The sequence below is a fragment of the Pseudomonas sp. NPDC089395 genome (assembly GCF_044749525.1).
Classification (GTDB): Bacteria; Pseudomonadota; Gammaproteobacteria; order Pseudomonadales; family Pseudomonadaceae; genus Aquipseudomonas.
In genome coordinates this window covers 440,252-461,870 of sequence record NZ_JBIVID010000001.1, presented here as the reverse complement: position 1 = coordinate 461,870, position 21,619 = coordinate 440,252, and the positions used below count along the sequence as shown (strand labels likewise).

At 62.1% G+C, this 21,619-nt stretch carries 19 protein-coding genes; 5 read left to right on the top strand and 14 right to left on the bottom strand.

What is annotated here, in order from left to right:
• Position 1: 1 nt before the first annotated feature.
• The 13 genes from lpxA to rpsB all read right to left on the bottom strand — a co-directional run bounded on the left by lpxA (position 2) and on the right by rpsB (position 12,783).
• A complete protein-coding gene (gene lpxA / locus ACIPZG_RS02105; RefSeq protein WP_400709732.1) occupies positions 2–778 on the bottom strand; it encodes an acyl-ACP--UDP-N-acetylglucosamine O-acyltransferase in 777 nt (258 codons plus the stop codon).
• A complete protein-coding gene (gene fabZ / locus ACIPZG_RS02100; RefSeq protein WP_008094893.1) occupies positions 775–1,215 on the bottom strand; it encodes a 3-hydroxyacyl-ACP dehydratase FabZ in 441 nt (146 codons plus the stop codon). The genes lpxA and fabZ overlap by 4 nt, the downstream gene beginning before the upstream one ends.
• 114 nt (positions 1,216–1,329) lie before the next feature.
• Positions 1,330–2,385: a UDP-3-O-(3-hydroxymyristoyl)glucosamine N-acyltransferase gene (gene lpxD / locus ACIPZG_RS02095; RefSeq protein WP_400709730.1), complete on the bottom strand. Its 1,056-nt coding sequence runs from the start codon at positions 2,383–2,385 to the stop codon at positions 1,330–1,332.
• Between the two features lies 1 nt (position 2,386).
• Positions 2,387–2,890 carry an OmpH family outer membrane protein gene (locus ACIPZG_RS02090; protein ID WP_008094900.1) on the bottom strand — a complete coding sequence of 168 codons (504 nt, stop codon included), beginning with the start codon at positions 2,888–2,890 and terminating at the stop codon, positions 2,387–2,389.
• A gap of 44 nt (positions 2,891–2,934) precedes the next feature.
• Positions 2,935–5,283, bottom strand: a complete 2,349-nt coding sequence (gene bamA, locus ACIPZG_RS02085; protein ID WP_400709728.1) for an outer membrane protein assembly factor BamA — start codon at positions 5,281–5,283, stop codon at positions 2,935–2,937.
• 70 nt (positions 5,284–5,353) lie between these two features.
• Positions 5,354–6,706, bottom strand: a complete 1,353-nt coding sequence (gene rseP / locus ACIPZG_RS02080; protein WP_400709725.1) for an RIP metalloprotease RseP — start codon at positions 6,704–6,706, stop codon at positions 5,354–5,356.
• A gap of 42 nt (positions 6,707–6,748) precedes the next feature.
• Complete coding sequence (gene ispC / locus ACIPZG_RS02075; RefSeq protein ID WP_400709722.1) at positions 6,749–7,939, bottom strand: 1-deoxy-D-xylulose-5-phosphate reductoisomerase; 1,191 nt, start codon at positions 7,937–7,939, stop codon at positions 6,749–6,751.
• Positions 7,936–8,751, bottom strand: coding sequence for a phosphatidate cytidylyltransferase (locus tag ACIPZG_RS02070; protein WP_400709719.1), 816 nt, complete (start codon positions 8,749–8,751; stop codon positions 7,936–7,938). Before ACIPZG_RS02070 ends, ispC begins: the two co-directional genes overlap by 4 nt.
• Positions 8,751–9,506 (bottom strand): polyprenyl diphosphate synthase, encoded by a 756-nt coding sequence (uppS, locus tag ACIPZG_RS02065; protein WP_400709716.1) that lies wholly within the window; start codon positions 9,504–9,506, stop codon positions 8,751–8,753. Before uppS ends, ACIPZG_RS02070 begins: the two co-directional genes overlap by 1 nt.
• A gap of 15 nt (positions 9,507–9,521) precedes the next feature.
• Positions 9,522–10,079 carry a ribosome recycling factor gene (gene frr / locus ACIPZG_RS02060; RefSeq protein ID WP_008094910.1) on the bottom strand — a complete coding sequence of 186 codons (558 nt, stop codon included), beginning with the start codon at positions 10,077–10,079 and terminating at the stop codon, positions 9,522–9,524.
• The gene (gene pyrH / locus ACIPZG_RS02055; protein ID WP_008094912.1) at positions 10,076–10,819 is read right to left on the bottom strand and encodes a UMP kinase; all 744 of its coding nucleotides are present in this window, start codon (positions 10,817–10,819) and stop codon (positions 10,076–10,078) included. The genes frr and pyrH overlap by 4 nt, the downstream gene beginning before the upstream one ends.
• Positions 10,820–10,996: 177 nt before the next feature.
• Entirely contained in the window at positions 10,997–11,860 is an 864-nt protein-coding gene (tsf, locus tag ACIPZG_RS02050; RefSeq protein ID WP_008094914.1) for a translation elongation factor Ts, read from the bottom strand.
• A 185-nt stretch (positions 11,861–12,045) separates the two neighbouring features.
• A complete protein-coding gene (gene rpsB / locus ACIPZG_RS02045; protein WP_008094915.1) occupies positions 12,046–12,783 on the bottom strand; it encodes a 30S ribosomal protein S2 in 738 nt (245 codons plus the stop codon).
• 460 nt (positions 12,784–13,243) lie between these two features.
• Between rpsB and map the strand changes: the two genes are divergently transcribed.
• The 3 genes from map (at position 13,244) to dapC (ending at position 18,017) form a co-directional block, all read left to right on the top strand.
• A complete protein-coding gene (gene map / locus ACIPZG_RS02040; RefSeq protein ID WP_400709713.1) occupies positions 13,244–14,026 on the top strand; it encodes a type I methionyl aminopeptidase in 783 nt (260 codons plus the stop codon).
• Between the two features lie 61 nt (positions 14,027–14,087).
• Positions 14,088–16,790 carry a [protein-PII] uridylyltransferase gene (locus ACIPZG_RS02035; protein WP_400709710.1) on the top strand — a complete coding sequence of 901 codons (2,703 nt, stop codon included), beginning with the start codon at positions 14,088–14,090 and terminating at the stop codon, positions 16,788–16,790.
• 30 nt (positions 16,791–16,820) lie between these two features.
• The gene (gene dapC, locus ACIPZG_RS02030; protein ID WP_400709707.1) at positions 16,821–18,017 is read left to right on the top strand and encodes a succinyldiaminopimelate transaminase; all 1,197 of its coding nucleotides are present in this window, start codon (positions 16,821–16,823) and stop codon (positions 18,015–18,017) included.
• Between the two features lie 126 nt (positions 18,018–18,143).
• Here dapC and ACIPZG_RS02025 read toward each other — a convergent pair whose 3' ends face one another.
• Positions 18,144–19,790, bottom strand: a complete 1,647-nt coding sequence (locus ACIPZG_RS02025) for a Na+/H+ antiporter (RefSeq protein ID WP_400709704.1) — start codon at positions 19,788–19,790, stop codon at positions 18,144–18,146.
• A gap of 358 nt (positions 19,791–20,148) precedes the next feature.
• Here ACIPZG_RS02025 and ACIPZG_RS02020 point away from each other — a divergent pair, with 358 nt between their 5' ends.
• Together ACIPZG_RS02020 and dapD are read left to right on the top strand one after the other, a co-directional pair.
• Positions 20,149–20,496: an ArsC family reductase gene (locus ACIPZG_RS02020; RefSeq protein ID WP_400709701.1), complete on the top strand. Its 348-nt coding sequence runs from the start codon at positions 20,149–20,151 to the stop codon at positions 20,494–20,496.
• Positions 20,497–20,527: 31 nt separating this feature from the next.
• Entirely contained in the window at positions 20,528–21,562 is a 1,035-nt protein-coding gene (gene dapD / locus ACIPZG_RS02015) for a 2,3,4,5-tetrahydropyridine-2,6-dicarboxylate N-succinyltransferase (RefSeq protein WP_400709698.1), read from the top strand.
• Positions 21,563–21,619 lie beyond the last annotated feature (57 nt).

Below are 21,619 nucleotides of genomic sequence, written 5' to 3'. Positions count from 1 at the left end.
GTCAGCGGGTGATGCCGCGAGCGGAATTCACGATCGACTGGCGGAACAGGTCGACCTGGGGGTGTTTGCTGGCGAGCTCGTCCAGCTCCTTGATCGCCTCTTCGACGGTCAGGCCCTGGCGGTAGACGATCTTGTAAGAGCGGCGAAGCGCGTGGATCACCTCGTCGCTGAAACCGCGTCGACGCATGCCTTCGAAGTTCATGCTGCGCGCTTCTGCGGGGCTGCCGAAGACCGTGACGAACGCTGGCACGTCCTTGCCGATCGCCGTGCCCATACCGGAAAACGCATGCGCACCGATGTGGCAGTACTGGTGCACCAGGGTGAAGCCGGACAGGATCGCCCAGTCACCGACATGCACGTGGCCAGCCAAAGCCGTATTGTTGACCAGGATGCAATGGTTGCCGATCACGCTGTCATGGCCGATGTGGGCATAGGCCATGATCAGGTTGTGGTCACCCAGGGTGGTCTCATAGCGGTCCTGGACCGTGCCACGGTGGATGGTCACACCCTCCCGAATCACATTGTGGTCGCCGATCACCAATCGCGTCGGTTCACCCTTGTACTTGAGGTCAGGGGTGTCTTCGCCGATCGAGGAAAACTGGTAGATGCGGTTGTGCTTGCCAATCCGCGTCGGCCCCTTCAGCACCACGTGCGGGCCGATAACAGTGCCCTCGCCGATTTCCACGTCGGGGCCGACAATCGACCACGGGCCAACCTCGACACCCGCGGCCAACTTGGCCGAGGGGTCGATGATCGCCCGCGGATCAATCGAACTCATAGGGAGCGTTCCGCGCAGGTGATTTGTGCCGAGCAGACCGGCTTGCCGTCGACCAGGGCGCGGCATTCGAACTTCCAGATCATGCTCTTGCGGCTGAGGAACTTGGCTTCCAGCACCAACTGGTCGCCCGGCAGCACCGGCTGGCGGAAGCGCAGCTTGTCGGAGCCGACGAAGTAGTACAGGGTGCCATCGGCTGGCTTGGCATCAAGCATCTTGAAACCAAGGATACCGGCCGCCTGGGCCATCGCTTCGATGATCAGAACGCCCGGCATGATCGGATGCGCCGGGAAATGGCCATTGAAGAACGGTTCGTTGATGCTGACATTCTTGTAGGCACGAATGCTCTGGGCCTCGAAATCCAGATCCGTCACGCGATCCACCAGCAGGAACGGGTAACGGTGAGGCAGGTATTCGCGAATCTCGTTGATGTCCATCATTTCGGGGGGAAGCCTGTAATAAGAATAGGGAGCGCAGGTGCTGACCACACGCTCCTTTTGCAAATCCAAAGAGGAGCCAGCTAGCGACTGATCACTCTTGCTCAGGAAATGGTATCAGCCTTCTGATGTCGGCTGGTCACCTGAGGTCACGGTATCGACGCGTTTTTCCAGCTGCTGGAGACGCTTGGCCATCTCGTCCAGCTGTCGGATACGCGCGGCGCTCTTGCGCCAGTCAGCCAGTGGCTGCATGGCAGTGCCGGAAGAATAGGCACCCGGTTCGGTGATCGAACGGGTCACCATGGTCATCCCGGAAACGAATACGTTGTCGCACACATCGATGTGGCCGACCATGCCAACGCCGCCGGCAATGGTGCAGTGCTTGCCGATGCGCGTGCTGCCGGAAATCCCGACGCATGCGGCCATGGCAGTGTGCTCACCGATCTGTACGTTGTGGGCGATCTGGATCTGGTTGTCGAGCTTGACCCCGTCGGCGATCCGCGTGTCGGACAGCGCACCACGGTCAACGGCGGTGTTGACGCCGATTTCCACGTCGTCACCGAGGGTGACGCCGCCGATCTGGGCGATCTTGCGCCATACGCCTTTCTCGTTGGCGAAGCCGAAGCCTTCGCCGCCGATTACCGCGCCAGACTGAATGACCACACGCCTGCCGATGGTCACGTCGTGATACAACGTCACCCGCGGTGCCAGCCAGCCGCCTTCGCCCACCACACACCGGGCACCGATCACGCAATGCGCGCCGATGCTCACATTGGCGCCGATGCGCGCACCGCTCTCGATGACCGCGAACGGCCCGATACTGGCACTGGCATCCACCTGGGCGTCCTCGGCGACCACGGCGCTGGGATGAATACCCGCCTCAGCCTTGGGTTTTGGATCGAACAGGTGAGAAATGCGTGCGTAAGCCAGGTACGGGTCGGGCACGATCAGGGCATTGCCGGCAAAGCCTGCAGCGTCCGCAGCCTTGAGCAACACTGCAGCTGCCTGGCTGTTGTCCAGGAATTTGCGGTATTGCGGGTTGGCAAGGAAGCTCAATTGACCGGGGCCAGCCTCTTGCAAGGTGGCCAGGCCGGTAATCTGCAGCGCCTCAGGGCCTTGGAGTGTGGCCCCGAGGGCCTCGGCCAGTTGGCCGAGCGTCATGGTCACGGTCATATCAACGGGCTTGGTTCATGCGCTCGATGACTTGGCGGGTGATGTCGTACTGAGGCTTGACATCGATGACCGCGCCACGCTCGAGGACCAGGTCGTAACCGCCCTTCTTGATCACTTCCTCGACGGCACCATCGAGCTTCGGCTTCAGTTGCTTGAGCATGTCGCGGTCGGCAACGGCCTTGGCTTCGTTCAGCTCCTTGGACTGGAACTGGAAGTCACGGGCTTTCTGCTTGAACTCAAGCTCCAGTCGCTCGCGCTCCGGCTGCGCCATCTTGTCGCCGCCCTTGATCAAACGGTCCTGGATGCCTTTGGCGCTGCTTTCCAGGCTCTTGAGCTTGGTCAGCTGCGGGCCGAACTTCTTCTCGGCATCAACCGCGTACTTCTTGGCAGCATCGGATTCGAGCAGGGCCATCTGATAGTTCAGGACGGCAACCTTCATTTCGGCGAAAGCCGGGGTGGCGACCAGCGCCGCGGCCAATACGGCCAGTTGAGTCAACTTACGCACGATGCACTCCTGGATAAACCGTTGTCGTTAAGCTAGGGCCGACCTTAGAAGGTCTGGCCCAGAGAGAATTGGAACACCTGGGTATCGGCATCGTCCGGCTTCTTCACCGGCATTGCCAGGCTGAAGCTCAACGGGCCCAGGGCCGTGATCCAGGTGACCCCCAGGCCGACCGAACTGGCCATACCCGAGAAACCGACCTTTTCGCAATCCGGCTTGCTACCGCAATTGCTGTCGAACACGTTACCCACGTCCCAGAACACGGAGGTGCGCAGCGAACGCTGGTCCTTGACGAACGGCAGCGGGAACAGCAACTCGACACCACCTTGCACCAGCACGTTGCCACCGAACGGCAGCGGATCTTGATCCGGGTCGGCGATGGTGCCCGGGTTCTTGCCGGTACTTGGCGTACTGCGTGGACCCAGGCTGCTGTCCTTGAAGCCACGGACAGAGTTGAAACCACCAGCATAGTAGTTCTCGTAGAACGGCAGGCCGGAAGTGCCACCGTAACCATCGCCATAACCGAGTTCGGTGTGCAGGCGCAGGGTGTAATTGTTGGTGATTGGCTTGAACAGCTGGCCGCGGTAGTCGAGCTTGTAGAACGACAGGTCGCTGCCAGGGATGGTCGATTCCAGGGTCAGGCTCTGGGAGTGACCTCGGGTCGCCAGCACGCCCTTGTTCAGGGTCGATTCGGACCAGCCGATCGAGGCCTTGAAGTTCGTAAAGTTGTCACCCTCTTCTTCGAGGAAGTCGAAGATCTCGTCGACGGTGTACTGGCCAGTCTTGATCTTGTCCTTCTGCACGCTCAGGCCGTAGGTCAGGCGCGAAGTCTCGCTGATCGGGTAGCCCAGGCTGACACCTGCACCGTAGCTGTCGACCGCATAGCTGGCCACGTCGACGTCGAGGTCGTCGTAGTCGGTGCTGCGGTAGAAGGCGTTGTAACCCAGGCTCACACCGTCGGCGGTGAAGTAGGGATCAACGAAGCCGAAGTTGTAGCGGGTCTGGTACTCGGAACGAGTCAAGCCGATGGAGACCTTGTTACCGGTACCCAGGAAGTTGGTCTGGCTGATCGAACCACCGAGGATCAGGCCGGCGTCCTGGGCGAAGCCCACGCTGGCGGTGATCGAGCCGGAAGCCTGCTCTTCGACGCTGTAGTTGACGTCGACCTGGTCGTCGGTGCCTGGCACCGCCGGCGTTTCGACGTTGACTTCCTTGAAGAAGCCCAGGCGCTCGAGGCGGGTCTTGGACTGGTCGATCAGGTAGGTCGAAGCCCAGCCACCTTCCATCTGACGCATTTCACGGCGCAGGACTTCGTCTTCGGTCTTGGTGTTGCCGCGGTAGTTGATGCGGTTGACGTAGGCACGCTTGCCCGGGTCGACCACGAACATGATGTCGACAGTGTGGTCCTGGTCGTTCGGCTGTGGCACGCCGTTGACGTTGGCGAAGGTATAGCCTTCGTTGCCCAGGCGGCGGGTGATCAGTTCGGAAGTGGTGGTCATCACCTTGCGCGAGAACACCTGGCCCGGCTGCACCAGCAGCAGCGACTTGACCTGGTCTTCCGGCACCTTGAGGTCACCGGAGAGCTTCACGTCACGGACGGTGTACTTCTCGCCTTCGTTGACGTTGACAGTGATGTAGACGTGCTTCTTGTCCGGGGTGATCGACACCTGGGTGGAAGCGATGTCCATGTTGATATAGCCGCGGTCCAGGTAGTAGGAACGCAGGCGCTCCAGGTCACCGGAGAGCTTCTCGCGGGCATACTTGTCGTCGTTCTTGAAGAACGAAAGCCAGTTGGTGGTCTTCAGCTCGAACAGCTGCGACAGCTCTTCATCGTCGAACACGGTGTTGCCGACGATGTTGATGTGCTGGATAGCAGCGACCGTGCCTTCGTTGATCTTGATCTTCAGCGCCACCCGGTTGCGCGGCTGCGGCACGACTTCGGCATCGACCTCGGCCGAGTAGCGGCCCTGAGCCACGTACTGGCGCTGCAGCTCGTTACGCACACCTTCGAGGGTGGCACGCTGGAAGATCTCGCCTTCAGCCAGGCCCGATTGCTTCAGGCCTTTCATCAGGTCTTCGGTGCTGATCGCCTTGTTGCCTTCGATCTCGATGCTCGAAACCGACGGGCGCTCGACCACGTTGATGATCAGGACATTGCCGTCGCGGTTCAGCTGGATGTCCTGGAAGAAGCCGGTCTTGAACAGCGAACGGGTGGATTCCACCAGGCGGCGGTCATCGGCCTGGTCGCCGACGTTGAGCGGCAAGGCACCGAAGACGCTGCCGGCGGATACCCGCTGCAGGCCATTGACACGAATATCGGAGATGGTGAAGGACTCGGCGTGAACTTCAGCGATCATCAGTGCGGAGAGGACCGCAGTTAGCAGCAGACGTTTCATGAAGTCCTTTTATTCCAACTGGCAATAAACAACCTGCCGCAAGTGGCGGCAGGTTCGCAATGCGAAGCTTTTATAGTCGACCCAGATCGTTGATCAGGGCGAGCAACATCACCCCTATGACCAAACTGATACCGATCTGGACCCCCCAACCTTGTACTCGATCCGACAGCGGACGACCGCGCGCCCACTCGACCAGGTAAAACAGCAAATGCCCCCCATCCAGCACAGGAATGGGCAGCAGGTTAAGAACCCCCAGGCTTATGCTCAGGTAGGCCAGGAAATTCAGGAAATCCCCCACGCCGGACTGGGCCGAAGCGCCCGCCACTTTAGCAATGGTTATCGGTCCGCTCAAGTTTTTTACCGAGAGCTCCCCGAACAGCATTTTCTTCAGCGATTCGAGGGTCAGCACGCTCATGTTCCAGGTGCGCGAGAGGCCCTCGCCCACGGCTTCCAAGGGGCCATAGCTGACTTCACGGAGCATGCTGGCGGGCCATTCGGCGCCCTTCACACCCGCCCCGAGGTAGCCACCAGAAGCCTTGCCTTCACCCTTGCGAGCCAGTGTTACCGGGACATCCAGAGCTGCACCGTCGCGCTCGACACGAACCACGATCTTGGCTTCTGGACGGGCACGAACGCTGTCGACCACCTGCTGCCAGTCATTCAGGGTCACGCCATCGAGCGTCAGCAGCCTGTCGCCTGTTTTCAGGCCGGCAGCGGCGGCCGGACCCTTGGGGTCGATCTCGGCCAGCACCGGCGCAACCGCCGGACGCCAAGGGCGCAACCCCAGGGACTGGATCGGATCGGGCTCATCTGCGCCCTTGAGCCAGCTGTCGAGCTTTATCTGCAGCTGGCGCTCGGCGCTGGCGCCTTCGTCGCGCACGCCAACCTGCAAGGTTCCGCTCTCACCCAAGCGGCGAACCAGCTGCAGGTTGACTGCCGACCAACCGCTGGTCGGTTTGCCATCTACAGATACAATTTCCTGGCCAGCCATCAGGCCGGCCGACGCCGCCAGGCTCCCCGACTCGACCGCACCGATCACGGGACGAATCTGCTGGGTACCCAGCATCGCCAGCAGCCAGAAGAACACGATGGCCAAGAGGAAGTTGGCAATCGGACCCGCGGCAACGATGGCAATCCGCTGGCGCACCGACTTGCGATTGAACGACTGGTCGAGCAGCGCAGGCGGCACTTCGCCTTCGCGCTCATCGAGCATTTTCACGTATCCGCCCAGCGGAATCGCCGCCACGACGAACTCCGTGCCGCGCTTGTCATGCCAGCGCAGCAACGGTGTACCGAAGCCTACGGAAAAGCGCAGTACCTTCACGCCGCAGCGACGGGCCACCCAGAAGTGGCCGAATTCGTGGAAAGTGACCAGTACACCCAGGGCCACCAGGGTGCCGATAATCATGTAGAGCGCAGTCATGTCTATCTCCGAATGACGTTCAGCAAAACCCTGGGCCAGGCATCAGCGACCGTGACGCCGCAGCCACTCACGAGACAGCTCGCGGGCGCGCTGGTCGGCGGCGAACACTGCATCGAGCGACGACAGTGGCACCACAGTTTCCTGATCGAGCACCTGTTCGATCATACCCGCGATCTCCGGGAAGCGGATACGCCCCTGGAGAAACGCCTCGACCGCGACCTCGTTGGCCGCATTGAGTACTGCCGGGGCACTGTTGCCCGCCTCGGCAGCCTGCCGCGCCAGGCGCAGACAAGGGAAGCGTTGCTCGTCGGGTGCCTGGAAGTCCAAGCGCGCGATGGCGAACAAGTCCAGCGGTGCGACCCCGGAATCGATCCGCTCAGGCCAGGCCAGCGCGTTGGCGATGGGCGTGCGCATGTCCGGGTTACCCAGCTGGGCCAGCACCGAACCGTCGATGTAATCCACCAGGGAATGGATCACGCTCTGCGGGTGCACCACGACTTCGACCTTGGCCGGCGCCGCATCGAACAGCCAGCAGGCCTCGATCAGCTCCAGCCCCTTGTTCATCATGCTCGCCGAGTCCACCGAAATCTTCCGACCCATGGACCAGTTCGGGTGCGCGCAGGCCTGCTCTGGCGTGACATCGGCCAGCGCAGCCTGCGGGGTTTCGCGGAACGGCCCGCCCGAGGCGGTCAACAGGATACGGCGCACGCCCACCTGGCTCAGGCCTCGACCGTAGTCGCCCGGCAGGCATTGGAAGATCGCATTGTGTTCGCTGTCGATCGGCAGCAGCACGGCCCCGCTCTGCCGCACGGCCTCCATGAACAGCGCGCCGGACATCACCAGCGCCTCCTTGTTGGCCAGCAGCACCTTCTTGCCTGCCTGTACAGCCGCCAAGGTCGGGCGCAGGCCAGCAGCGCCGACGATGGCCGCCATCACCGCATCCACCTCGGGTGCAGCGGCAACTTCGCAGAGCCCTGCTTCACCCTCAAGCACCTCGGTCGCGCAGCCTGCCGCAGCAAGACCTTCGCGCAGGCGCTGGGCCGCTTCGGCATTCGGCACCACGGCATGAACCGGACGATGCCGCACGCACAGGGCCAGCAGTTCGTCGATACGCGAGTAACCGCTCAACGCGAACACCCGGTAACGCTCAGGGTGACGCGCGATTACATCCAGGGTACTCAGGCCGATCGACCCGGTCGCCCCCAGCACGGTAATGCGCTGCACCGCACTCACATCACACCCCACTCGGCAGCCCACAACAACACCGCGAAGATCGGAATGGCCGCGGTCAGGCTGTCGATGCGGTCAAGCACGCCGCCATGACCCGGCAGCAGATTGCTGCTGTCCTTGATCCCGGAACGGCGCTTGAACATGCTCTCGGTCAGGTCACCGACCACCGAGACCATGACCACCAGTGCCGCGCCCAGCAACCCCAGCAGTATCTGGCCGATACCCCAGTCACGACTGATGCCGACCACCAGGGTCACCACCAGACTGACCGCCAGGCCGCCATACACGCCTTCCCAGCTCTTGCCAGGACTGACCAGTGGCGCCAGCTTGCGCTTGCCAAAGGCCCGCCCCGAGAAATAGGCACCGATATCGGCAGCCCACACCAGCACCATGACCGACAGGATCAGCCAGTTACCCAGTTGCCAGTGCTTGAGCAGCACCAGCCCTTGCCAGGCCGGCAGCAGGATCAGCAGGCCGATCAGCAAGCGGCAGGCAGCGCTGGCCCAAAGCTCGCTGGTGCGCGGATAGGTCAGCACTAGCCAGGTGGCCAGCGCCCACCAGATCACGGCAGCGCCAAGCACCCATGGCGCCAGGTCTGGCATCAGATAGAGCAGCATCAGCGCTCCAGCGACCACGGCCGCGTAGGCAATGCGCAAGGGCTGGGTCATCAGACCGGCCAGGCGCGCCCACTCCCAGGCACCGAGGGTCACCACGAAGCCGATGAACAGGGCGAAATCCCCCCCCTCGAGCAGGAAGAAACCACCCAGTGCGATCGGCAGCAGGATCAGCGCAGTAATGATGCGTTGTTTAAGCATTAAGCACGAGCTCCAGCTTCGACCTGCTCGCTGGTCTTACCAAAGCGGCGCTGGCGTGAAGCGAAATCGGCCAGCGCAGTGCGCATGGCCTCGTGTTTGAAGTCCGGCCAGTACAGGTCGGAGAAGTACAGTTCGGCGTAGGCCAGCTGCCACAGCAGGAAGTTGCTGATGCGGTGCTCGCCACCGGTGCGGATGCACAGGTCGGGCAACGGCAGCTCGCCCGTGGCCAGGCAGGTCTGCAACAGGCCCGGGGTGATGTCGTCCGGGCGCAGGTGCCCGGCCTGAACTTCACGCGCCAAACGCTGGGCGGCCTGGGCAATATCCCACTGACCACCATAATTGGCGGCGATCTGCAGGATGAAGCGATTATTGCCCGCAGTCAGCGCTTCGGCCTCACGCATGGCGGCCTGCAGCTCTGGATGGAAACGCGAACGGTCGCCGATGATGCGCAGGCTGATGTTGTTCTCATTGAGGCGCTTGGCCTCACGGCGCAGCGCCGAGAAGAACAGCTCCATCAACGCCCCTACCTCATCGGCCGGGCGCTGCCAGTTCTCGCTGGAGAACGCGAACAGGGTCAGCACCTCGACGCCGGATTTGGCGCAGACTTCGATCACCGCACGCACGGCATCCACGCCAGCCTTGTGCCCGGCGACGCCGGGCAACAGGCGCTTCTTCGCCCAGCGATTGTTGCCATCCATGATGATAGCGACGTGACGCGGCACCGAGATTGGTGCCGCCAGCTTGGTCTTTTCCATTAAAAAACCTCGGCCTTAGACGGCCAACAGGTCCTTTTCCTTGGCTTTGAACGCAGCGTCGATTTCGGCGACGAACTTGTCGGTCAGCTTCTGGATCTCGTCAGCGGCACGACGTTCTTCGTCTTCGCTGATTTCCTTGTCCTTGGTCAGCTTCTTCAGGTCGGCCAGTGCATCGCGACGCACGTTGCGCACGGCAACCTTGGCATCTTCGGCAACGGCGCTGGCCTGCTTGGTGTAACCCTTGCGGGTTTCCTCGGTCAGGGCCGGCATCGGTACGCGGATGGTGGTACCGGCGCTGGAAGGGTTCAGACCCAGGTCGGAGGTCAGGATGGCCTTCTCGATGGCAGCGCTGAGGTTCTTGTCGTGGGCGACGATTTTCAGGGTGCGGGCATCTTCAACGGAGACTGCAGCTACCTGGTTCAGCGGCATTTCGCTACCCCAAGCCGGGACTTTCACGCTGTCCAGGATGCTCGGGTGGGCGCGACCGGTACGGATGGACGCCAGGTTGCGACCCAGCGCCTCGATGGACTTGCCCATGCGATCCTGAGCGTCTTTCTTGATGTCGTTGATCATTTTTGAACTTCCTCGATCAGAGTTCCTTCCGCGCCGCCATGCACGATGTTCAGCAGGGCGCCGGGTTTGTTCATGTTGAAGACGCGCAGCGGCATCTTGTGGTCGCGGCACAGACAGATTGCCGTCAGGTCCATCACGCCCAGCTTGCGATCCAGCACTTCATCGTAGGTCAGATGATCGAACTTCTCGGCATGCGGGTCCTTGAATGGATCTGCAGTGTATACACCATCGACCTTGGTTGCCTTCAATACCACGTCGGCATCGATTTCGATGGCGCGCAGGCAAGCGGCGGAATCGGTGGTAAAGAACGGGTTGCCGGTACCGGCAGCGAAGATTACGACTTCTTTGGCGTTCAGGTGGCGCATGGCTTTGCGGCGATCGTAGTGATCGGTCACGCCAACCATGGAAATCGCCGACATGACGATGGCGGTAATGTTCGCCCGCTCCAGCGCATCGCGCATGGCCAAGCCATTCATTACGGTTGCCAGCATGCCCATGTGGTCACCGGTGACGCGATCCATGCCGGCTGCACTGAGCGCCGCGCCACGGAACAGGTTGCCACCACCGATCACCAAACCTACCTGTACACCGATGCCGACCAGTTGGCCGACTTCCAGCGCCATGCGATCCAGGACCTTGGGGTCGATCCCGAACTCTTCCGAGCCCATCAGGGCCTCGCCGCTAAGTTTGAGTAGAATGCGTTTATAGCGAGCCTGATAACCACTGCCCTGCTGAGCCATTGCGAATCTCTCCTGCGGCGTTTGTAAAATTCTGGCGGGCTGCTTGAGCCTGCGTGTAACTCTAACGTGACGCAGCGACTGCGTCAGCGAGCAACGGCCTTGAAAACCGCTCCCGCTTTGACAAAGAGGCTGCGCGCGTGAGCGGGCAGCCTCTTTGGGGCGACAGACGAGTCTGTCTTACTGCTTGGCAGCTGCTACCTGAGCGGCAACTTCAGCAGCGAAGTCGTCAACCGGCTTCTCGATGCCTTCGCCTACTTTGAAGTAGGTGAAGGAAACGATTTCAGCACCGGCTTTCTTGGCCAGTTCGCCGACCTTGACTTCCGGGTTCATGACGAAGGCTTGCTCTTTCAGCGAGGCTTCGGCTTTGAACTTGGTGATACGACCGTTGATCATGTTCTCAACGATGTTTTCCGGCTTGCCGGCGATCTTGTCAGCGTTCAGCTGCAGGAAGACGTTCTTCTCGCGCTCGATGGCCTCGGCGGAGATTTCCGACGCATCCAGGAACTCTGGGTTCGACGCTGCAACGTGCATGGCGATGTTCTTGGCCAGCTCGACGTCGCCGCCTTTCAGGACAACGACAGCACCGATCTTGTTGCCGTGCAGGTAGGCGCCGACAACGTCACCTTCAACGCGCACCAGGCGACGGATGTTGACGTTTTCGCCGCACTTGGCAACCAGGGCTTCACGAGCTGCTTCACGCGAAGCGATCAGCGGAGCGGCGTCGGTCAGCTTCTGGGCGAAGGCTTCTTCGAGGCTTTCAGCGACGAAGTTCTTGAAGTCGTCTTGCAGGGCCAGGAAGTCGGTCTGCGAGTTCACTTCCAGCAGGACGGCGGATTTACCGTCGGTCTTGACGGCGATAGCGCCTTCAGCAGCGACGTTGCCAGCCTTTTTGGCGGCCTTGATGGCGCCCGAGGCACGCATGTCGTCAATGGCTTTCTCGATGTCGCCGCCGGCCTTTTCCAGGGCCTTTTTGCAATCCATCATGCCTTCGCCGGTACGCTCGCGCAGTTCTTTCACCAGCGCTGCAGTAATTGCTGCCATTTCAAAATCCTCTTGGAAAGTTTTTCAACCATTCCACCCGCTCGTCACGGGCGTTCAATTCTGCAAATCCGCTGTTGTTGATTCAGCCGGCCCATGATGCGGGACGCAAGCTGACAGCAGGATTTCAAGGTGGCAAAAAGGGGGCAAAGCCCCCTTTTCGCGTGCCAAGTAGACGCTAGCGCCTATTACTCAGCAGCTGGTGCAGCCGCTTCTTCAGCGTAGACTTCGGTGCCGCCAGCAACGTTGTTGCGGCCGCGGATGACGGCGTCAGCCATCGAAGTCATGTACAGCTCGATAGCGCGAATGGCGTCATCGTTACCTGGGATAACGAAGTCAACGCCTTCTGGGCTGCTGTTGGTATCGACAACGCCGATGACCGGGATGCCCAGCTTGTTGGCTTCGGTGATAGCAATGCGCTCGTGGTCAACGTCGATCACGAACAGGGCATCAGGCAGGCCGCCCATGTCCTTGATACCACCCAGGCTGCGATCCAGTTTTTCCAGATCGCGCGAACGCATCAGGGCTTCTTTCTTGGTCAGCTTGGCGAAGGTGCCGTCGTCGGCCTGGGTTTCCAGGTCGCGCAGACGCTTGATCGAAGCGCGGATGGTCTTGTAGTTGGTCAGCATGCCGCCCAACCAACGGTGATCAACGTATGGCGAACCGCAACGAGCTGCTTGCTCGGCGACGATCTTGCCGGCGGAACGCTTGGTGCCGACGAACATGATCTTGTTCTTGCCCTGAGCCAGACGCTCTACGAACGCCAGAGCGTCGTTGAACATTGGCAGGGTTTTTTCCAGGTTGATGATGTGGATCTTGTTACGCGCGCCGAAAATGTACTTGCCCATTTTCGGGTTCCAGTAACGGGTCTGGTGGCCGAAGTGCACACCGGCCTTCAGCATATCGCGCATGTTGACTTGGGACATGATAGTTCCTTGATAAGTCGGGTTGGGCCTCCACGTATCCCAATGACCAACCCACGGACTCGAAAATCCAGGGCACCCAGGTCATCGTGTCGACACGTGTGTGGGTTTAGGCTGACGGGGTCATCCCCGAAAGCGGCGCATTTTATACCACAGACCGCAAGCGAACGGAACCCGAATACAGGCGCGTCCGTCAGCGGTTTTTGCAGCACCCCGCCAAAGAGGCCAGAATGCCTTCTGTAGCTGGCAGTTTCCCGGGCATTTGGGGCCGCTACGCGCCCCATCGCCGGCAAGCCGGCTCCCACAATGATACCGCGATCCTTGTGGGAGCCGGTTTGCCGGCGATGGGCTGCGCAGCAGCCCCAATTCTCTATCTGTATCCCGACCGATCGGCGCCCTGCTCTGCTAGAATCCGGCCTTTCCCGTTTGTTCGCGCCGTGCACGGCGCCGTAGAGAGCCTGTAATGACCGTCACCATCAAGACTGCAGAAGACATCGAGAAGATGCGCATCGCCGGCCGCCTGGCCGCCGAAGTGCTGGAGATGATCGAAGAACACGTCAAGCCCGGTATCACCACCGAAGAGCTGGACCGCCTCTGCCACGACTACATCGTCAACGTCCAGCAGGCCATCCCGGCGCCACTCAACTACAAGGGCTACCCCAAGTCGATCTGCACCTCGATCAACCATGTGGTCTGCCACGGCATCCCCAACGACAAGCCGCTCAAGGACGGTGACACGCTCAATATCGACGTCACCGTGATCAAGGACGGCTACCACGGCGACACCAGCCGCATGTTCCACGTCGGCAACGTGCCGGTATGGGCCGAGCGCCTGTCCAAGGTCACCCAGGAATGCATGTACAAGGCCATCGAGCTGGTCAAGCCGGGCTGCCGCCTGGGCGACATCGGCGAAGTGATCCAGAAGCATGCTGAAAAGAACGGTTTCTCGGTGGTACGCGAGTTCTGCGGACACGGCATCGGCAAGGTGTTCCACGAAGAGCCGCAGATCCTTCACTACGGCAAGGCCGGTACTGGCATGGAGCTCAAGGAAGGCATGACCTTCACCATCGAGCCGATGATCAACCAGGGCAAGGCCGACACCAAGGTGCTGGGCGACGGCTGGACCGCCATCACCAAGGACCGCAAGCTCTCCGCCCAGTGGGAACACACCCTGGTGGTGACCGCGACCGGCTACGAGATCTTCACCCTGCGCAAGGACGACACGATCGCGCGCACCTCGGCCTGAATTCGCCGCGGATTTCGCTGCTGATTCGCTCAAGGCAACCCTACGACAGGAACGCGACGCGATGCCCCAGGTGGATCCCGAGCTGTTCGACCGCGGCCAGTTCCAGGCGGAACTGGCCCTCAAGGCGAGCCCCATCGCCGCCTTCAAGAAAGCCATCCGCCAGGCCGGCGAGGTGCTCGACAGGCGTTTTCGCGAAGGCCGTGAAATCCGCCGCCTGATCGAGGACCGCGCCTGGCTCGTCGACAACATCCTGCAGCAGGCCTGGAAGCAGTTCGACTGGGGCGACCCTAGCGGGATCGCCCTGATCGCCGTCGGTGGCTACGGGCGCGGCGAACTGCACCCGCACTCGGACATCGACCTGCTGATCCTGCTGGATGCCGCCGAGCACGAGCAGTACCGCGATGCCATCGAACGCTTCCTCACCCTGCTCTGGGACATCGGTCTTGAAGTCGGCCAGAGCGTGCGCACCGTCGACGAATGCGCCGAACAGGCCCGTGCCGACCTGACCATCATCACCAACATGATGGAAAGCCGCACCATCGCCGGCCCCGAAGCCTTGCGCCAGCGCATGCTGGAGGTCACCAGCACGGCGCACATGTGGCCGAGCAAGGACTTCTACCTGGCCAAGCGCGCCGAGCTCAAGGCCCGCCACCACAAGTACAACGACACCGAGTACAACCTCGAACCCAACGTCAAAGGCTCGCCAGGTGGCCTGCGCGATATCCAGACGGTGCTGTGGGTGGCCCGCCGCCAGTACGGCACGCTCAACCTGCACGCACTGGCCGGCGAAGGGTTCCTGCTGGAAAGCGAGAACGAGTTGCTGGCGTCCTCCCAGGACTTCCTGTGGAAGGTCCGCTACGCGCTGCACATGCTTGCCGGGCGCGCCGAAGACCGACTGCTGTTCGACCACCAGCGCAGCATCGCCGCCCTGCTCGGCTACAGCGACGAAAACCCCAAACGCGCCATCGAACAGTTCATGCAGCAGTACTACCGGGTGGTGATGAGCATCAGCCAGCTGTGTGACCTGATCATCCAGCACTTCGAGGAGGTCATCCTCGCCGATGACGACAGCGGCACCACCCAACCGCTGAATGCCCGCTTCCGTCTGCACGACGGCTATATAGAAGCGGTCAAACCGAACGTGTTCAAGCGCACCCCGTTCGCCATGCTGGAGATCTTCGTGCTGATGGCCCAGCACCCGGAGATCAAGGGCGTGCGCGCCGACACCGTGCGCCTGCTGCGTGAGCATCGGCATTTGATCGATGACACCTTCCGCCACGACATTCGCAACACCAGCCTGTTCATCGAGCTGTTCAAGTGCGAGATCGGCATCCACCGCAACCTGCGGCGGATGAACCGCTACGGCATTCTCGGGCGCTACCTGCCCGAATTCGGCCTGATCGTCGGGCAGATGCAGCACGACCTGTTTCACATCTATACGGTCGATGCGCACACCCTGAACCTCATCAAGCACCTGCGCAAACTGCAGTACACCCCGGTGTCCGAGAAATTCCCGCTCGCCAGCAAGCTCATGGGCCGCCTGCCCAAACCCGAGCTGATCTACCTGGCCGGCCTTTATCACGACATCGGCAAGGGTCGCCAAGGCGACCATTCGGAAATCGGCGCGGTGGACGCGCAGAAGTTCTGCGAAAGGCACCAACTGCCCGCCTGGGACAGCCGCCTGATCGTCTGGCTGGTGCTGAACCACCTGGTGATGTCCACCACCGCCCAACGCAAGGACCTTTCCGACCCGCAGGTCATCAACGACTTCGCCCTGCACGTAGGCGATGAAACGCGCCTGGACTACCTCTATGTGCTGACCGTGGCCGACATCAATGCCACCAACCCCAGCCTGTGGAACTCCTGGCGTGCCAGCCTGCTGCGTCAGTTGTACACCGAGACCAAGCGCGCCCTGCGCCGCGGCCTGGAAAATCCGCTGGACCGCGAGGAGCAGATTCGCCAGACGCAAAGCGCCGCATTGGACATTCTGGTACGCGAAGGCACCGACCCGGACGACGTGGAGCAGCTCTGGTCGCAACTGGGCGATGACTATTTCCTGCGTCACACCGCCGCCGACGTGGCCTGGCACAGTGATGCCATCCTCCAGCAGCCGGCCGATGGCGGGCCGCTGGTTTTGATCAAGGAAACCACCCAGCGCGAGTTCGAGGGCGGTACGCAGATTTTCATCTACGCCCCCGACCAGCACGATTTCTTCGCCGTGACCGTGGCGGCCATGTCGCAGCTGAACCTGAACATCCATGACGCACGGATCATCACCTCGAGCAGCCAGTTCACCCTCGACACCTATATCGTGCTGGACAACGATGGCGGCTCGATTGGCGACAACCCGCAACGGGTCAAGCAGATCCGCGACGGGTTGACCGAAGCGCTGCGCAACCCCGAGGACTATCCGACGATCATCCAGCGTCGAGTGCCGCGCCAGCTCAAGCACTTCAACTTCCCGCCGCAGGTGACCATCCTCAACGATGCCCAGCGACAGGTGACCATCCTCGAAATCACCGCGCCAGACCGCCCCGGGCTGCTTGCTCGGCTCGGGCGCATCTTCCTGGAATTCGACCTGTCGCTGCAGAACGCCAAGATCGCCACCCTCGGCGAACGCGTCGAAGACGTGTTCTTCATCACCGATGCCGACAACCAGCCGTTGTCCGATCCGCAGCTGTGCAGCCGCCTGCAGGAGGCCATCGTGCAGCAGCTGCAGGCCGGCCAGGCCAGCGAATCCAGCCCGACCCGCATGACCTTTTAACGATTAGACGATTGACGAGACCTTGCGCCGATGAACCACGCCTTGACCCAGCTTCAGCCCTACCCGTTCGAGAAACTCCGCGCCCTGCTGGGCAGCGTGAAACCTGCTGCGGACAAACGCGCCATCGCCCTGTCGATCGGTGAGCCGAAGCACGAATCGCCGGCCTTCGTCGCCAAGGCCATGGCCGACAACCTCGACAAGCTGGCGGTCTACCCCAGCACCCTCGGCCTGCCGGCGTTGCGCCAAGCCATCGGCCAGTGGTGCGAACGTCGATTCGGCGTGCCGGCCGGCTGGCTGGATGCCGACCGCCACATCCTGCCGGTCAACGGCACCCGTGAAGCGCTGTTCGCCTTCACCCAGGCCGTGGTCAACCGGGCCGATGATGGCCTGGTGGTCTGCCCCAACCCGTTCTACCAGATCTATGAAGGCGCGGCCCTGCTCGCCGGCGCCACGCCGCATTACCTGCCGTGCCTGGAAAGCAATGGCTTCAACCCTGACTTCGATGCCGTGTCGGCCGAAGTCTGGCAGCGTTGCCAGATCCTGTTCCTCTGCTCGCCGGGCAACCCCACCGGCGCGCTGGTGCCGATGGATACCCTGAAGAAGTTGATCGCCCTGGCCGACGAGCATGACTTCGTGATTGCCGCCGATGAGTGCTACAGCGAGCTGTATTTCGACGAAGATGCGCCACCGCCAGGCCTGCTCAGCGCTTGTGCGGCGCTGGGCCGTAGCGACTTCAAGCGTTGCGTGGTGTTCCACAGCCTGTCCAAGCGTTCCAACCTGCCAGGCCTGCGTTCGGGCTTTGTCGCCGGTGACGCCGAGATCATCAAGCCGTTCCTGCTGTACCGCACCTACCACGGCTGCGCGATGCCGGTGCAAACCCAGCTGGCCAGCATCGCCGCCTGGCAGGACGAGGCCCACGTGCGCGAGAACCGCGACCAGTACCGCGCCAAGTACGACGCCGTGCTGGACATCCTGCAACCGGTGCTGGACGTGCAGCGGCCGGACGGCAGCTTCTACCTGTGGGCCAAGGTGCCGGGCGGCGATGCCGAGTTCACCCGTGACCTGTTCGAGGCCCAGCATGTGACCGTGGTGCCTGGGTCATACCTGTCGCGTGAAGTCGATGGCGTGAATCCAGGGGCCGGGCGCGTGCGCATGGCGCTGGTTGCGCCGCTGGCCGAGTGCATCGAGGCCGCGGAGCGGATTCGCGCATTCCTGCAGAATCGCTGATTGAGCCGGGGGCCGCTCTGCGGCCCATTCGCGGGACAAGCCCGCTCCCACAGATACCCCACAGCACTCAAGGGCAGCGGGGTATCTGTGGGAGCGGGCTTGTCCCGCGAATGGAACACCGCCGATCTACTTGACCGCCCCCAGGTTCGCCTCGCTCATATCCAGCTCCCCCAACACCTGCCGCACCACCTCATCGCCCACCAGATGCTGGCGATGCAGGTTATACAATTCCAACCGCTGCGCCCGCAGCGCACGCAAGCGCAAACGCCGCTCCAGCAAGTCCATCTGGTCGGCCAGGGCCCTTGCCTCGGCAGTGTCGTTGTAGCTGTTGAGCTCATCGCGATACTCCGCCATCAGCCGCGCCTTGAGTTCGGTGGCCATGGTCGCCTGCGCCGCATCCTGTGGTGCGCTGGCGTCAATCACCTCCTCCGCCTCCAGCGCATGAATCGCGGCCTCGACCGTACGCCGCCAAGCGTCCAGCACCTCTTGATGCAGCCGCTCATCGGGGCTCCTGGTCACCCCGCGCAGCAGGAATGGCAAAGCAATGCAGGCACTGATCAACGACAGCAGGATGACGCCAGCGGCAATGAAGATCTGCAAGTCACGTTCGGGGAATGCCTGGCCTGCGCCGATCAGCAACGGCACCGACATCACACCCGCGAGGGTCACCGCCCCACGTACGCCACCCAAGGTCAGCAACCAGCAGGAGCGGGCCGTGGGCATCAGCAATAGCGCCGGCTTGCCGCGCCAGCGCCGGACCACGCCGATCGCCCGCCAGATGCTCTGCACCCAGATAAAGCGCAACAGGATCAACGCTGCGAAGATCGCCAGCACATCCAGGCAACGGTAGGCCAAGGTCGGCCAAAGGGTGGCTTCATGGCTGACCACCGCCTTGATGATGTCCGGCAGCTGCAGCCCCAGCAGCAGGAAGATCAGGCCGTTGAAGGCGAACTCCAGCAGCGACCAGACGCTGCGGTTGAGCAGGCGAGTACTGGTCTGGCGCGGCAGCAGGTCGAGCCAGCTTTGCATCATGCCGGCCGCTACCGCCGAGAGGATGCCGGAAACGCCCAGCCGCTCGGCCAGCACATAGGCGGCAAAGGGCAGCAGCAACATGAACACCACGTGGGTTGCCGGGTCATCCCAGCCGCGGGCGATCATCCAGGCCCGCAGACGGCCGATCAACCAACTCAGGGCCACGCCCACCGCCAGGCCACCCAAGGCGACCAGGACGAAACTGAAACTGGCGTCTGCCAGCGAGAACACCCCGGTAATGGCTGCAGCCAGGGCGAACTTGAAGGTCACCAGGCCCGAGGCGTCGTTCATCAGTGCTTCGCCCTGCAGCATGTGCATCAACGGTGTAGGCAAACGGTCCTGGGTAATGGCTGAAACCGCCACGGCGTCGGTTGGCGAGAGCACCGCCGCCAGCGCGAAGGCCACCGGCAGCGGGATCGTCGGCAGCAGCCAATGGATGAAGTAACCCGCCACCACCACCGTGAACAGCACCAGCCCCACAGCCAACGCCACCACGGGGCCGCGGATGCGCCACAGTTCGCGCTTGGGCATGCGCCAACCGTCGGCGAACAGCAGCGGTGGCAGGAACAGGAAGAGGAACAGCTCCGGGTCCAGGGCGACGTGCAAGCCCAGGGTCGGCCACGCCAGCAAGGCGCCAGCGGCGATCTGTACCAGCGGCAGGGGCAGCGGAATGACCCGTCCGACCAGCTTTGACACGCTTACCAGCGTCAGCAGGATCAGGACGGTATAGGCGGACTGCATCCGTGAAAGCTTCCTTTGTGAACCAATAACTACAGCGGGGCGAAACATCGCCATTGAAACAATATGTTAGCGGTGTGATGGGAAATGCGACCGCTGCACGATAGTCGCAGGTGGCGGATGAATATGTAACATGATGATACTTAGCGTCTGGGGATGTGGGTCGAGTTTTGCGGTGTCGCGGAAACCGATCGCCGCGCGGGCTGCGACCGATCTGCAAATCACTGCAAAACCCAAGGCATGCACCTAGAAGCCATCAATCCCCCACACCCGTGGCGCTCAAAGAATCGATCCCGCATAATCCCGCGACTGACATTCGAAAATGGAGAAATTGGGGAAACCTTTGACCCCAATGCACACAATGACCCATACGCTCTACGGTATCAAAGCCTGCGACACCATGAAAAAGGCGCGTACCTGGCTCGAAGACCAGGCCATCGCCTACGAATTCCACGACTACAAGACTCAAGGCATCGACCGTGACAGCCTGAACCGCTGGTGCGACGAGCACGGCTGGGAAGTCATCCTCAACCGTGCCGGCACCACCTTCCGCAAGCTCGACGAGGCCAGCAAGGCCGACCTCGACCAGGCCAAGGCCGTCGAACTGATGCTGGCCCAGCCGTCGATGATCAAGCGCCCGGTGCTCGACCTTGGCGCGCGTACCCTGGTCGGCTTCAAGCCCGACCTGTATGCCGCTGCCCTGGCCTGAGCCCCTACCCTATTTCGCACGAGGTAATCACATGTCCAATACCCTGTTCAGCCTGGCCTTCGGCGTCGGCTCCCAGAACCGCCAGGGCACCTGGCTGGAAGTCTTCTACGCACAGCCGCTGCTCAACCCGAGCGCCGAGCTGGTTGCCGCGGTAGCCCCGATCCTGGGTTACGAAGCTGGCAACCAGGCCATCACCTTCAGCAATGCCCAGGCCGCTCAGCTGGCCGAAGCCGTCAAAGGTATCGATGCCGCCCAGGCAGCGCTGCTGACCCGACTGGCCGAGAGCCACAAGCCGCTGGTTGCCACCGTGCTGGCCGAAGACGCAGCCCTGACCTCCACCCCGGAGGCCTACCTCAAGCTGCACCTGCTGTCGCACCGCCTGGTCAAGCCACATGGCCTGAGCCTGGCTGGTATCTTCCCGCTGCTGCCGAACGTGGCCTGGACCAACCAGGGCGCCGTCGACCTGAGCGAACTGGCCGAGCTGCAACTGGAGGCACGCCTCAAAGGCGAGCTGCTGGAAGTGTTCTCGGTGGACAAGTTCCCGAAGATGACCGACTACGTGGTCCCGGCCGGCGTGCGTATCGCCGATACCGCCCGTGTGCGCCTGGGCGCCTACATTGGCGAAGGCACCACCATCATGCACGAAGGCTTCGTCAACTTTAACGCTGGCACCGAAGGCCCGGGCATGATCGAAGGCCGTGTCTCGGCTGGCGTGTTCGTGGGCAAAGGTTCTGACCTGGGCGGCGGTTGCTCGACCATGGGCACCCTGTCCGGTGGCGGCAACATCGTCATCAAGGTCGGCGAAGGCTGCCTGATCGGCGCCAACGCCGGTATCGGCATTCCGCTGGGCGATCGCAACACCGTCGAAGCCGGCCTGTACATCACCGCCGGCACCAAGGTGAACCTGCTGGACGAAAACAACCAGCTGGTCAAGGTGGTCAAGGCCCGTGACCTGGCTGGCCAGACCGACCTGCTGTTCCGCCGCAACTCGCTGAACGGTGCCGTCGAGTGCAAGACGCACAAGTCGGCCATCGAGCTGAACGAGGCGCTGCACGCCCACAACTGAGAACTCCCCGCGGGTTCGAAGTGTTAAGATCGGGTCTGGCGCACACACGCCAGACCC

Coding starts and splice junctions, on each gene's coding strand:
- lpxA (WP_400709732.1), bottom strand. CDS start 778: ATGAGTTCGATTGATCCGCGGGCGATCATCGACCCCTCGGCCAAGTTG.
- fabZ (WP_008094893.1), bottom strand. CDS start 1,215: ATGATGGACATCAACGAGATTCGCGAATACCTGCCTCACCGTTACCCG.
- lpxD (WP_400709730.1), bottom strand. CDS start 2,385: ATGACCGTGACCATGACGCTCGGCCAACTGGCCGAGGCCCTCGGGGCC.
- bamA (WP_400709728.1), bottom strand. CDS start 5,283: ATGAAACGTCTGCTGCTAACTGCGGTCCTCTCCGCACTGATGATCGCT.
- rseP (WP_400709725.1), bottom strand. CDS start 6,706: ATGACTGCGCTCTACATGATTATCGGCACCCTGGTGGCCCTGGGTGTA.
- ACIPZG_RS02070 (WP_400709719.1), bottom strand. CDS start 8,751: ATGCTTAAACAACGCATCATTACTGCGCTGATCCTGCTGCCGATCGCA.
- uppS (WP_400709716.1), bottom strand. CDS start 9,506: ATGGAAAAGACCAAGCTGGCGGCACCAATCTCGGTGCCGCGTCACGTC.
- frr (WP_008094910.1), bottom strand. CDS start 10,079: ATGATCAACGACATCAAGAAAGACGCTCAGGATCGCATGGGCAAGTCC.
- pyrH (WP_008094912.1), bottom strand. CDS start 10,819: ATGGCTCAGCAGGGCAGTGGTTATCAGGCTCGCTATAAACGCATTCTA.
- tsf (WP_008094914.1), bottom strand. CDS start 11,860: ATGGCAGCAATTACTGCAGCGCTGGTGAAAGAACTGCGCGAGCGTACC.
- rpsB (WP_008094915.1), bottom strand. CDS start 12,783: ATGTCCCAAGTCAACATGCGCGATATGCTGAAGGCCGGTGTGCACTTC.
- map (WP_400709713.1), top strand. CDS start 13,244: ATGACCGTCACCATCAAGACTGCAGAAGACATCGAGAAGATGCGCATC.
- ACIPZG_RS02035 (WP_400709710.1), top strand. CDS start 14,088: ATGCCCCAGGTGGATCCCGAGCTGTTCGACCGCGGCCAGTTCCAGGCG.
- dapC (WP_400709707.1), top strand. CDS start 16,821: ATGAACCACGCCTTGACCCAGCTTCAGCCCTACCCGTTCGAGAAACTC.
- ACIPZG_RS02025 (WP_400709704.1), bottom strand. CDS start 19,790: ATGCAGTCCGCCTATACCGTCCTGATCCTGCTGACGCTGGTAAGCGTG.
- ACIPZG_RS02020 (WP_400709701.1), top strand. CDS start 20,149: ATGACCCATACGCTCTACGGTATCAAAGCCTGCGACACCATGAAAAAG.
- dapD (WP_400709698.1), top strand. CDS start 20,528: ATGTCCAATACCCTGTTCAGCCTGGCCTTCGGCGTCGGCTCCCAGAAC.